Annotated in this window: 12 protein-coding genes; 5 read left to right on the top strand and 7 right to left on the bottom strand. The window is 41.0% G+C overall.

The features are described from left to right. Nucleotides 1–18 precede the first annotated feature (18 nt). Together F957_RS07455 and F957_RS07460 are read right to left on the bottom strand one after the other, a co-directional pair. Nucleotides 19–1,665: an MFS transporter gene (locus F957_RS07455; protein ID WP_016541657.1), complete on the bottom strand. Its 1,647-nt coding sequence runs from the start codon at nt 1,663–1,665 to the stop codon at nt 19–21. 13 nt (nt 1,666–1,678) lie between these two features. Further along, a complete protein-coding gene (locus tag F957_RS07460) occupies nt 1,679–2,227 on the bottom strand; it encodes a TetR/AcrR family transcriptional regulator (RefSeq protein ID WP_016541658.1) in 549 nt (182 codons plus the stop codon). Between the two features lie 186 nt (nt 2,228–2,413). Here F957_RS07460 and F957_RS07465 point away from each other — a divergent pair, with 186 nt between their 5' ends. From F957_RS07465 to F957_RS07480, 4 genes are all read left to right on the top strand, one after another. Beyond that, on the top strand, nt 2,414–3,091 hold the full coding sequence (locus F957_RS07465; protein ID WP_016541659.1) for a DUF1345 domain-containing protein: 678 nt from the start codon (nt 2,414–2,416) through the stop codon (nt 3,089–3,091). Nucleotides 3,092–3,191: 100 nt separating this feature from the next. Beyond that, complete coding sequence (locus F957_RS07470; protein ID WP_016541660.1) at nt 3,192–3,959, top strand: class I SAM-dependent methyltransferase; 768 nt, start codon at nt 3,192–3,194, stop codon at nt 3,957–3,959. A gap of 103 nt (nt 3,960–4,062) precedes the next feature. Continuing rightward, nucleotides 4,063–4,671, top strand: coding sequence for a hypothetical protein (locus F957_RS07475; RefSeq protein WP_016541661.1), 609 nt, complete (start codon nt 4,063–4,065; stop codon nt 4,669–4,671). Between the two features lie 7 nt (nt 4,672–4,678). Further along, nucleotides 4,679–5,197, top strand: a complete 519-nt coding sequence (locus tag F957_RS07480) for a hypothetical protein (RefSeq protein WP_016541662.1) — start codon at nt 4,679–4,681, stop codon at nt 5,195–5,197. A 110-nt stretch (nt 5,198–5,307) separates the two neighbouring features. On the opposite strand, the gene F957_RS07485 is transcribed toward F957_RS07480, so the two are convergent. Beyond that, the gene (locus F957_RS07485; protein ID WP_016541663.1) at nt 5,308–6,930 is read right to left on the bottom strand and encodes an oleate hydratase; all 1,623 of its coding nucleotides are present in this window, start codon (nt 6,928–6,930) and stop codon (nt 5,308–5,310) included. Between the two features lie 400 nt (nt 6,931–7,330). Here F957_RS07485 and F957_RS07490 point away from each other — a divergent pair, with 400 nt between their 5' ends. After that, nucleotides 7,331–7,912: a LysE family translocator gene (locus tag F957_RS07490; RefSeq protein ID WP_171068304.1), complete on the top strand. Its 582-nt coding sequence runs from the start codon at nt 7,331–7,333 to the stop codon at nt 7,910–7,912. Nucleotides 7,913–7,974: 62 nt separating this feature from the next. On the opposite strand, the gene F957_RS07495 is transcribed toward F957_RS07490, so the two are convergent. From F957_RS07495 to metG, 4 genes are all read right to left on the bottom strand, one after another. Then, complete coding sequence (locus F957_RS07495) at nt 7,975–8,952, bottom strand: MBL fold metallo-hydrolase (protein ID WP_016660436.1); 978 nt, start codon at nt 8,950–8,952, stop codon at nt 7,975–7,977. 129 nt (nt 8,953–9,081) lie between these two features. After that, the gene (locus tag F957_RS07500) at nt 9,082–9,771 is read right to left on the bottom strand and encodes an SEL1-like repeat protein (RefSeq protein WP_016541665.1); all 690 of its coding nucleotides are present in this window, start codon (nt 9,769–9,771) and stop codon (nt 9,082–9,084) included. 119 nt (nt 9,772–9,890) lie between these two features. Beyond that, nucleotides 9,891–10,325 carry a hypothetical protein gene (locus F957_RS07505; RefSeq protein ID WP_016660435.1) on the bottom strand — a complete coding sequence of 145 codons (435 nt, stop codon included), beginning with the start codon at nt 10,323–10,325 and terminating at the stop codon, nt 9,891–9,893. A 135-nt stretch (nt 10,326–10,460) separates the two neighbouring features. Beyond that, entirely contained in the window at nt 10,461–12,518 is a 2,058-nt protein-coding gene (gene metG / locus F957_RS07510) for a methionine--tRNA ligase (protein ID WP_016541666.1), read from the bottom strand. Nucleotides 12,519–12,536 lie beyond the last annotated feature (18 nt).

Raw genomic sequence — 12,536 nt, 5'->3', positions numbered from 1 at the left:
TTTCTCAATCAAAAAGGATTAACTGGCTGCTTGCAGATTTTTGCGGGTTTTGTATTTATTGCGTGCGTATTTAAATAAGCCCCATAGCAGTAACACCACTGCAAAAATACCGTTCAATACGATCACATCGTTATAGGCACGGACTTGCGCTTCACGGGTGACCACTTTATTCAGGTTCTGCAAGGCTTGGTTGTTTTGCAGCACAGGGTCATTGGTATTGATCATGGCACTATGCTGATAGGCTTGTAAACGCTGTGCAACAATCGGATCGGTGGGATCCAGATTGCTATTGATTTCCACTTTATAATCATAGGTATGGCGTTGCTGATAGGTGTTGAAGAAGGATGAGCCGACCAAACCACCAAAGTTCTGTGTCGCTGAAAACAGCACAATAAAGGTCACCACATATTGTGGACCACGTTGTAAGGTGCGCATAAAACCCATCAGCAACAGCGGGCCGATAAAGACCCCACCTGCAAAGCTGACTAAGAATTGACTGCGATAGAAGTTAGCAGGGCGCACATCACTGGTCAGGTGATAATCCAAGGCGCAGGCAATTAAAATCAGGATTTCAGCAAGGAATAAATTTAAAATTAAACGTTCGCGATGGAAGGTCAGCGCGCTGAATACTGAACCTGCAATGGTGCCACAAAAGATCACCACATAAAGCGGTACAAATTGATCAGGGCCCATCCCCATGGTCTTGAGGAAATTAACTGCGGCATAACTTTGCTCTGACATGAGCAAACGTAAGGCAAAGGCACTGACTACAAAACTGAGTAAATCACCTGCCGCTAACCAACGGGTCATAATCAGTGGGTTGCTGCGGTAATGTTCGTAAGTAAGTCCTAATACAATCAAGCAAAAACCGACAATTAAGGTATAAGCCAGCCAAGGGCTATTGAACCACCATAAAATAGGCCCTTGGGTCAGTACGATACACAAACAAGCAAAACCAGGGGCGAGCAAGGCAAAGGTAAAAAAGTCCTGCTTCTCAAAGACCTCTAAGCGTAAGCTGCGAGGCAGTTTTAATGCCACCACCATGGCAAAACAGCAAATTGCCAAACCCAATTCAAAGGTATAAATCACATCCCACTGATTGGCGCTAAGTAGAAAAGGCGAGATGATCCAAGCCAAAGGTAGACCAAGTTGCTGAAAGCCGAAAGCCAAATAAATCCCTTTGGCCATATCTGCCTTACCAAAAGCTTGCATGGTGTAATACATCCCCAGCGAACTCAGTGGTGCAGCAGCCAGACCTGCAATGAAACGTACAAATAAGGCCATTTCATAGGTTTTGACAAAGATATGCAGAATCAGTACACCAATAAAAACCAGCAAACCGATTTCAGAAAACAGGCGTAAGCCATATTGTTGCCGTGCTTTGAATAAGATGAGGTTGGAACTGACATTGGCCATCACATAGGCTGCAGGTAGCCATGCTGCCTGTGATGGGGTCAGGCCATACTCACCTTGGAAAATCGGCAAATTCGCAACGATAAAACCATTACTTAAACTGGCTGCAATACATATAAACAGACCAATAACGAAGTAAGCAAGACGTTTTGGTCTGGCATGGGCAATTGCAGCAGGCGAGCCGGGTAAGGTTGGGCGCTCATCGGCAGACCAATCTGGAGGTGTCTCAAGATAGCGAGGGCTTTTATCCATGTTATTTCCCGAACTAAACTTTAATGCCGTTTAATAATAATTCTATTGCTCGTTTGGCTAAGCGCACTTGATCAGAGGTATGATGTCCTTGAAATGAAGACCCCAAGATCGCCGTGATCATTCCGAAATCTTGTGGAGTAAGATCAGGACGACAAAGCTGATGTTGTATGGCTTGATCAATCAGTGGCTGTAATGCTTTATCGCGTCTTTGATAAATGTTTAGCATGATTGGGTCTTGCCGATCAATAATACGCCAGTAATCAATCAGTACAACTAAATGCGGCAGTTGTTCGATATGACCTTCAATCAAACGAATAAAACCATCATTAAATGCCAGTAAAGCCTGCGACCGTTGTTCTAAACGTGTAATCGCTCGTTCCAACAAGGCAGCCACCAGCGCTTTACGATCTGCAAAATTACGATAAAACGTTGCACGTCCCACGCCCGCATGATCAATGATGGCTTGTAATGGCACATGAACCCCTTGCCTGCGGAAGATTTCTTCGGCGGCATTGAGGAGTTCATCACGATTATGCGCTGCCAATTGCTGACGTTTTGCCATGACCTAAATTTCTTGGGAGATATAGGGTGAATTAAACGGACATTTTTGTCCGAAGTAAATATGTCGAGAAACTTTATTTTGTTTAATTTCGGTAAAATCGCAGTTCTGAGTGATTTTTCTAAGGCAATACAGTGTTAAAAAATAAGGGTAAATTACTCATGCATAAAAAATACAAATAGGTGAAATATGCAAGGATTCATCCATCGTTTAGTGAAAGGAATCAAGTATCGACCATATTTGTCTGCGACTTTTTTTTTGGGATTGTTGATTTACGGGGCTTTGCATCTGTTCACGCAATGGCATTGGGCAACCTGCTTGCAACTTGGTTGGAATATTGCGATTTGGCTGTATTTATTTCTGACCTTGAAAATGATGTGGCACTTGGACGCCACCCATATTTTACAACGTGCCAAACAGCAGGATGAAGGCAAGTGGATGATCTTGACTGTGGTACTGATCGCTATTGTGATTTGTTTTATTTCGATTGTGGTGCAGTTGGGACATGTCCCCAAAGATCAACCCATTTTAAAAACAGTACTCATTTTACTGACCATCGGCACGATTTTCTCGACATGGTTATTACTGCATACTTTATTTGCCATTCATTATGCACATGATTACTACCTTGCCAAAAGTCGTCATCAAGATGCAGGTCTAGATTTTCCGAAAACCGATCAACCAGATTATCTGGATTTTATCTATTTCAGTTATATCATTGGTACTTCTGCACAAACCGCGGATGTCTCGATTACCAGCTCAGAGCTTCGACATCTGAATATTTTTCATTGTGTGTTGGCCTTTATTTTCAATACCGTAATTTTGGCGGTGGCGATCAATGTGGCGGCCAGTTTGATTGGTCTTTAATTGATAACTTATTTTTATTAATTTTTATAAAATTAATCATTTTTATTTTTGGTTGTTGTTGGTTATTTTGAATTTAGACCGACAACGCAAGGATAAGAACATGAGTACCCAGCATCAAGTCAATCAACAGCAATATCAAGATAAATCTCAAGCCTATTTAAACAGTAGTGTTCATGCACAAGGGATTGAGTTTGCAAAAATGCAGCACTTGATCCAGTCACAGCAATTGAAAAAAGTGTTGGATTTAGGTTGTGGTGGTGGCCATGTCAGCTATCAAATTGCACCCTTTACCGATCAAGTGACGGCTTATGATTTAACGCCGTCAATGCTTGAATTGGTGGCACAGCAGGCCAAGCAAAAGGGCTTTGATCATGTCAAGGCTGTGCAAGGTGCAGCAGAGAGTTTAGCTTTTGCCGATCAAAGCTTTGATTGTGTGATTACGCGCTATTCAGCACATCATTGGCAAAATGTGGCACAGGCGATGGCGGAAATTCGCCGTGTATTGGTGCCGCAAGGCAAGGTGATTATTGTCGATATTTTAGGGCACTTAAATCCCGTGATGGATACCTTCTTTCAGACCATTGAAACGATTCGAGATCCAAGCCATGTACGCAATTATAGTTTACAGGAGTGGATACGCTTTGCTGAATATGCAGGTTTTCGGGTTGAGACTGTTGAAAAGCAATATTTAGATCTAGAGTTCAAGAGTTGGACGGAGCGAATGCAAACTCCTGAATATGCAGTCCAGACTATACGGGATTTACAGCAAAAGGCAGCTGATCAAGTTCAACAATATTATCGTATTCAAGCAGATGGTTCGTTTAGCAGTGAAGTGTTGTATTTGGTACTTTCAGCCTCATGTGAATGAGGCGAGCAATAAAACATTGAATTCCCAATTTATTCTAAGCAGAATAAGCTGTCTATCTTGTGGCACTTAGACCACGGCTTAAATCAATTGGGTATATTATAAAATGACAAGTAGATTAATTTTAGCAATCAGTGTGCTCTGTTGTAGTAGCACGCTATGGGCTAAAGCAGAAGTTTTGGCCCAAGCGGGTGAGGTCAAAATTATTAAACGAAACTGTAATGTAAAAACCGATGCCTGTGACTATATCAAAGTCTATAAAGGTCAAGAAAAGGTCTTAATATCGCAATGGAATAAGACGGCAAGAGCCTATCAATTCACCCCAAAACGGATTGGTTTTCAGTTGGGTGCAACTGGCAATCCGCATATCCTCACGGTGTATGATCAAGATAACAAGCAGCAGGAATTCTTTGAATTATTAAAAATGTCACCCGATCAAAAGTGCTTTGTGACCAAACAGCAATTGGACAAAGAACATGACAAAGTGGTGTTTTACCGGCTACCTGAACTCAAGCCTTATCTCAGCATCAGTAAAAAGGATCCAAAGTTTAGCGAGATGGGACAGATTGGCTATTCCACCTTCTTTGATGAGAGCGATGCTTCGTTTAATTTTGGCTATGATGCAGAAGAAGACGGAGAGAAATACTTTCAGGAGATCAAGGTCGAAAATCCATGTAGTTTAAAACCAAAAATCATTAAACAAGGTGATGAGTAAAATCAAAATGATGAAGCAAAATAAGATGTTGAAATGGGTACTTGCTGCTACGGTATTGGTCGCTACACAGACTGCTTTTGCTGCGGAAAACGTCAAGAAAACACGTTATGGGCAAGTTCAAATTAAAGTCAGCCCTGAGACTGGACAAGAAACGCTATATTTTAATCATAAAATGGTGTTGCCAAAAATTGAGGGCAATAACGGTCTGTCAATTGAAGGCATTTATAAACTACACATGGATGATGTGGTTTTGGTGCAAGACATTGGCGGCAGTGGTTGTCCGATCCAACTGAATTTTGTGAAAATCAGCCCGAATCAGAAAGTGACGGTTTCGCCTGTTTTTGGTTCATGTTCGGATCTCATCAAGGTTTCAGCGAAGCCGAATCAAATTATCGTGAGCATGCCTGACTTTATGGGGGCACCAGAAAGTGAGGAGCAAGAACGTAAAGTTGCTCAGAAGAAAATGATTTATAGCTATGATGGAAAATTACTGAAAGAAAATGGCAAGCTGCTGCTGCAAGAATAAGCGCACTATTCAGCAAATTTGACTGAATTTTTGCTCATAGATCTAAGAGCTGATCAGGAGGATGAAGTAGATCATCAAGATCTACTTCATTTTTAGCCTTTCAAAATGATTTAGTGAAACACGGTTTCTAAGGCTTTTAAACCGACTTTGGGATCGAGCAAGCCGTTATAGATTTCTGGAACTTCACGATCTACACCTAAAAGCTGATAAATGGCAAGCATGGCGCCACGAATTGAATATTCCACGGTAAACACCACATCATCCTCGAGTTCCACAAATTGGCCCAAGAAGGCAAAATTAACGGCATTTTCTGGAATCAGTAAGGGACGGTCGCCCGCTTTACGACAGGCAAACAGGGCAGAGGCATAGGGCATCATCACCGTGGTTATATCACTATGCGCCAGTACATGATCCAAGATATCGTCGAATCCGAGTTGCTGAATTAACTCAATCACAATCTCTTGTCCAGTGGCTTCACTCATGGGTTTTTTGATGTAATCACCGATGTGGTCAATTTCGAAACCATAGCCCCACAAGGTAAATTTACCTGCAGGTAAATCGGCAAAATGCGGCTGTGCAGGCACCACGATGGATAAATGCCAGCCTGATTCAAACCATGTCATTAGTGCGCCTGTTCCCGGTTCATTGCCTGTGTATTCGATGATACGTTTCAGCAAGACATCATCATGCAGCGTCAGGGTAAAGGACTTCCATTTATGTTCATCAATATTGCCATTAAAGGTCATTGGGCGACCAAAATCAGGTGCTTTTTGTGCAAGGGTTTCCCATAAGCGCCAGCCATGATCCTGTCGATCACGGATTAGGGCAGGCACATCATTCTGACCGCCATAACGTGAATCTGCTGTAATCGAACCTAAAGTGAAAAGTGCCAAATCATGTTCACCCAATACAATCTGTTCCGTGCCTTCTGGCAGGTTGAGATACAATTTGCTTGCCTTACGCTCTTTACTCTGCTCGTCTTCAACAAAATCAGCGTCAGTGACATAAGTACCAAAACGGACATCTACGCCTTGTTCGACCAGCCAACGTTGTAAGGGATAAATCATCGAATCATATTGGTTGTATTTGGTACGCTTAACCCCTGCCAAGGTATGGATACGAGGTAATTCTTGAATAAAGCGTAAGAAATAACGACGCAATTCTGCTGCACTATGCCATTTCTGAAAGGCAAAGGTGGTGCGCCACATCCGCCAGAAATTGCTTTGGAAAAATGCATCATCAAAAAACTCATCAATACGCCGGCTGCCAATCCGTTCTTCTTTGAGTGCCAGCAGGCGTAGCATCTGTGCACGATTCAAGGTGGATAAACCAAGCTTTTCGGCTTCTACAATCACATGGTTCGCATCAATTAAACGGGCTTGGGCATGGGTTTTAATTTTTTCATTAAAATCGCGACATTCCTCACGGACAGAAATATTGGGATCTTCCAGTGAAGGGATGCTAGAGAATAGATCCCATGTGCAGAGATAGGTTTCATCGGTCAGCATTCGTCCGCCTCGCGTCACCCAAGCATGATTGGGATTGAGTGGGTTATGTCCACCATCCATTGAACCACCTGAAACCTCAAGCTCTTCTAAAATATGAATGTTTTGGGCGGGTACTTTGGCGTCACGAATGGCAAAGGCTGCCGCCGCCATGCCGGCAATACCGCCGCCAATGATCCAGAGATGTGATTGTGAAGGGTCTAATTTTTTCAGTTTTTTGCTTTGCATCTAATGTGCCTCGGTTATCGTTATTGATGAAAATGAATTTAATCCATAATTTTATTATGGGATTTAAGTTGCTAAAAATAAATGAAAGTTACATTAAAATGGATGACAAATTTTGATCATAAAATTAGTTTTATAGAAAAATCGGATACTTGATTTATGGCGGAGATGAATATGCTATTTTTAAGTGTTTGATATTCATTATAAATTGAGTCTTTGCTCTAGTTTGTTGCCTTCTAATCAGATGACATCGCTTGAAGCTCTCAAAAATTGCTGAGATTAGTCAAAATTTTTATATCTTCTCGCTCTACTTTTTCAGTAAAATTAATATTTGAAAATTATTCTAATCTAGAGGTTTCACTTGGAATCGTTATTGATTTTAGGCTCAATTGCTTTGGCGTTAATGTTGGGTGCAATTAGCCCCGGCCCTACCTTTATTTATGTGGCTAAAAACTCAATTGCGATTTCTCGTAAGCATGGACTGTTTACCGCCTTGGGAACAGGGACGGGTGCAGCTTTATTTGGTTTGCTTGCGGTCATGGGCTTGCAAGCGATTCTATTGGCGGTGCCTTCTGCCTATATCGCGCTAAAAATATTTGGTGGTCTGTACTTGCTTTGGCTGGCCTATAAAATTATCAAACATGCCAAAGAACCGATGGAAGCAGTCAATGGCACTGTGAATCAGATGAGTTATGCACAAGCCTTTCGTTTAGGGCTGATTACTCAGCTCAGTAATCCAAAGATTGCGATTATTCTGGCCAGTATTTTTACCGCCTTATTACCGAAAGAGATTCCAAGTTATTACTATGTGGTATTGCCAATGCTGTGCTTCTTTATTGATGCAGGTTGGTACTCGCTGGTTGCAGTGGCGCTGTCAGCAGAAGGCCCACGTAAAGTTTATTTAAAGTCTAAATCGATATTTGATCGCATCGCGGGTGGTGTCATGACCTTACTGGGATTAAAGCTGATCTTTGGCATGAAATGATGCAGCAGAAAAAAGCGACCGAGAAGGTCGCTTTTTTATTGCCTAGAATCAGCTTGTTCAGCTTAATCTTTAAAATGTACAGGAATCCATTGATAGCTCTTTCCATTAGCAGAATAAATATGCCCAATCCCCGGAAAAGGTAAATGCGGAGCTGCAATGGTTTGTCCATTCTTGGCAAAATCAGCAAATTGTTTTAAGCGTGTAGCAATCGCTTTTTTCGGATCAATATCATATTCGATCGCAGTTTCAGGTTGATCAAATTGCACAGTATGTGAATGCACGATATCTCCAATAAACACCACGCTTTCGCCCTTAGTTTTTAATTCATAGCTAAAGTGACCGGGCGTATGTCCCGCCGTGTTAATGACTTTAAAGCCTTGAATCTCATCACCGAGTTTATAAGTTTTAAAGCGTTGCTTGGCTTGGTAAGGCGCAATCGCCTGCTTAATGTGCTTAACCGTTCCTTCATAACCCGCTTGTTGGTCTTTTGGAAGCTTAGCGGCCTGTTTTGGATCGAGCCAGTAATTGGCTTCATCACTAGAAACGTACACGGTTGCATTGGGGAAGTTGGCAATCCCATCTTTACTGATGCCACAGACATGGTCGGGGTGTAAATGGGTGAGTAAAATAGTATTGACCTGTTCAGGTTTGTAGCCCGAAGCCTCGAGGTTTTTTAGAATCGAGCCTAAATGTGCACCAAAACAACTGGCAGCACCGCTATCTACGAGTACCAATGATTTTCCAGTATTGACGAGGAAAGCATTGATGGAAGTCTGTACGCCTTTATCCTGATCGGCGTAGTATTTCTTTAAGATTTGCTGGACGTGTTGCTGTGAAATATCTTTAAACAAGCTGGGTGACATAAAGTTGGTGCCATCGAGCAGGGCGGTAATTTGTACGTCACCGATTTGGTGTTGATAGTAGCCTGCAACCTGTTTTTGTTGTTCAATGATCGGCAACGTTTTGCTGGTTTCTGCATGGCTGAGTAAAGGAAAGCCGCTCAAGAATGAGATAGAAAGGAGGAGGGCTGTTTTTTTCATAGAATCATTAAATTTATTAGAGAAAAACTTTTTTACCATGAATTCAAATAAAATTGGGTGTTTGAGCGCAGAAAAAAATCCGCTTTTGTAAGCGGATTTTATCGGATGTTCTCGTCTTAGGGTATGGCCTTACTGCTGGGTTAGCTTGGAAAAATCCACCATTTCAAACTCTTCAAGATCACAATTTGCCAGTGCACATTTCTGCTCAGTATAGGCCGCCTCACCTAAATTCTGTTTGGCCTTATTTGCCCAAAACTCAGCTTTTTTGGCATTTTGCTGCTCAACTGGTAGTCGAAATCCATATTCATCTGCAAGTGTCATTTGTGCAGCAACAGAACCTTGCTGTCCTGCTTTTTCGAGCAAGGGGATGTATTGTTCAGTACTTGAATAGTATTGCGCCAGCAAATAACTTGCATAAGCATCCTTTTGATTGGAAAGCTTTTGAATTGGCTTAATATCGATTTGTTCTTTTAATGCTGAATCCTGTGAAAATAAAGCAAATTCTAAAAGTGCAACGGATGCACTTAGGTCTCCTTGTTTGATGTAGCGATTCATCTGCTCTAAAAATAAGTTTTGTTGCTGATCGATATATTCTTTTGCCTTTTCCTCATTGTTTTGTGAAAGTAGCTGTTTTAATGTGGGATCAACTTTTATATTGGGGTTTTCATCATCCGATTGGAATAACGTATTGAATGTCAGTTGAATTTGATCTTTGGCTTGCTGCACTTGAGGACTAAATTGAGATTGGGTTTCCTGAGCTAAGGCGATTTGAAAAGAAAAAATGCTGAAAAAGAAGACGGTGATTATTCTCTGGAACATGTTTTACCTAATGTATTTATCGTTCATTTAATATTTTGGTTGAATTATAGAAATAAAAAAAGGGCCTCCGAAGATGGTTTCTCAAAAAATATGCTTTAATCAAAAAATATAATTTTTAATTATTTCTTACAAAAAGGTTGAATAAATTCATAAATTTCATAGCATATTTTTTCTTCAATTAATCTAATGCCACAAGCTAAAAAATAAATATATATAGAAACACTTAAAAACATAGCTGCTTCTTGCAAATGATTGTTAAATGAAAAAATACTTGCTGAAAATAAAAAACCGCTAACACAAAGAAAACCATTTTTTAATGAAAAAATAGTAAAAAATATTTTTTCTAATCTATTATTTTTGTTGTTTCGAACTTTTTTTATCAATGAGTAGATGAAAAAGGAAATAGCGAAAACAAAAAATAGGTCGGATTTAAGCCCAAAGAAAATAGCGATATTTGATATTGAACTATGAGAGGAAAAACATATTATATAAACTCCACATAGTACAAGGCCTATAAGCAGGAGTATTAAATCAGAGCGATCTGTTCTAATCATTAGCTTTCATTATCTTCTTAAAAATTGTTATTAATAAGCTATTAGTTTTGAACGAATAGCTCCAGTAATTTTTTGTTATTAAAAATAAAAACCCCTACATCAGTAGAGGCTTTCCATCATCTTAAATTTAAAACCTTAAGACACTTTATCGCCTGGTTTCGCGCCAGATTCAGGTGAAATCACCCAAACCCCTTCGCCATTACCTGCTGCAAGTACCATACCGTTAGAAATACCAAAACGCATTTTACGTGGCGCAAGGTTGGCGACCATCACCACCAATTTGTCTTTTAGATCTTCTGGCTGATAAAACTCACGAATACCACTAAACACATTACGCGGTTCAGCTTCACCGACATCCAAAGTTAGTTGTAGCAATTTATCAGAACCTTCAACTGTTGCAGCTTCTAATACTTTTGCTACACGAAGATCAATTTTCATGAAATCTTCAATACCAATGATTTCAGCTTCACCTACTTTTGGTTCAGGCTTTTTCTCGGCTTTCTTGTCTTTTTTCTTCTCTGCTTTTGGCGCTTCTGCCGCCGCAGCTAAAGAATCTTTAGATGCGTCCACCATTGCAGCCACAGCTTTGGCATCAACACGTTGCATTAATGGCTGGAATTGCGCAATTTCATGTCCAACTAAAATTTGCTGACGTGATGCAAAGTCGAAGCTTTCAAGCTGTAAGAAGGCTTGAACTTGTGCGGCAAGTGTTGGTAAGACTGGCGCCAAGTAAATCGCAAGTTGACGGAATAAGTTAATACCCACCGAGCATACATCATGAACTTGTTGTTCCTGACCTTCTTGCTTGGCAAGTGCCCACGGTTTTTTCTCATCAATGTACTGATTGGCACGGTCAGCCAACGCCATGATTTCACGGATTGCAGCTGAGAATTCACGTGCTTCATAAGCCTGTGCGATTGAATCACCTGCATCAATAAAGCTTTGAACCAGTTCCGATTCTGCACATGTATCCGACAACGTATTATTGAAGTTGGTGTTAATGAATTTTGCACAACGGCTGGCAATATTCACCACCTTACCGACAAGGTCAGAATTCACTTTTTGAACGAAGTCATCTAGGTTTAAATCTGAATCTTCAACTTTGTCAGACAGCTTAGACGCAAAGTAGTAGCGTAAATATTCAGGATTTAAATGTTCTAAATAGGTTTCAGCTTTAATAAAGGTACCGCGAGACTTCGACATCTTCTGACCATTCACGGTCAAGAAACCATTCACAAATAAACCTGATGGGGTGCGGTAGTTAGCACCTTCAAGCATTGCAGGCCAGAACAGCGCATGAAAGTAAACGATGTCTTTACCAATGAAGTGATAGACTTCTTTATCGCTGTCTTTTTTCCAGAAATCATCAAAGCTTAGATCTGGGCGTTTAGTTTTGATGTAGTTTTCAAAACTCGACATATAACCAATCGGTGCATCGACCCAAACGTAGAAATATTTGTTTGGCGCATCTGGAATTTCAAAACCAAAATAAGGTGCGTCACGCGAAATATCCCAGTCCGACAAACCCGCCTCAAACCATTCGTCTAGTTTGTTGGCAATCGAAACAGGTAAACGACCTTGGTCACGGGTCCATTTCTGTAAGTATTCTGAGAAATTCGGAAGTTTAAAGAAGTAGTGATCTGATGATTTTTCAACAGGGGTCGCACCGCTCAAGGTTGAGCGTGGATTTTCTAATTCGGTGGCGTTATACGTTGTACCACATACTTCACAAGCATCGCCGTATTGATCTTCCGCTTTACATTTCGGGCATGTGCCTTTAATGAAACGGTCAGACAGGAACATGCCTTTTTCAGGGTCGAACAGCTGGCTAACAGGACGAATGGCAATATTGCCTGCTTCACGGTTTTTAATATAGATTTCTTCTGAACGTGCTTTGTTCTCATCACTATTGGTTGAATCATAGTGATCGAAATGTACGCCAAAACCATCAAAGTCACGAATATGTTCTTTCTGAACATTGGCAATTTGTTGTTCTGGGCTGATGCCATTGGCCTCAGCGCGTAGCATGATTGCTGTACCGTGAGCATCATCCGCACATACATAAGTCACATCATGGCCCATTGCACGCATCGCACGAACCCAAATATCTGCTTGGATATAACCGAGTAAGTGACCCATATGGATAGGACCATTGGCATAAGGTAGGGCATTGGTGACTAAAATTTTACGCACGGATATTGTTCTCTCATT

Origin of the sequence: Acinetobacter gyllenbergii CIP 110306 = MTCC 11365 (assembly GCF_000413855.1) — a bacterium.
In the GTDB taxonomy this organism is placed as follows: domain Bacteria; phylum Pseudomonadota; class Gammaproteobacteria; order Pseudomonadales; family Moraxellaceae; genus Acinetobacter; species Acinetobacter gyllenbergii.
This window is presented reverse-complemented; position numbering and strand designations above follow the sequence as displayed.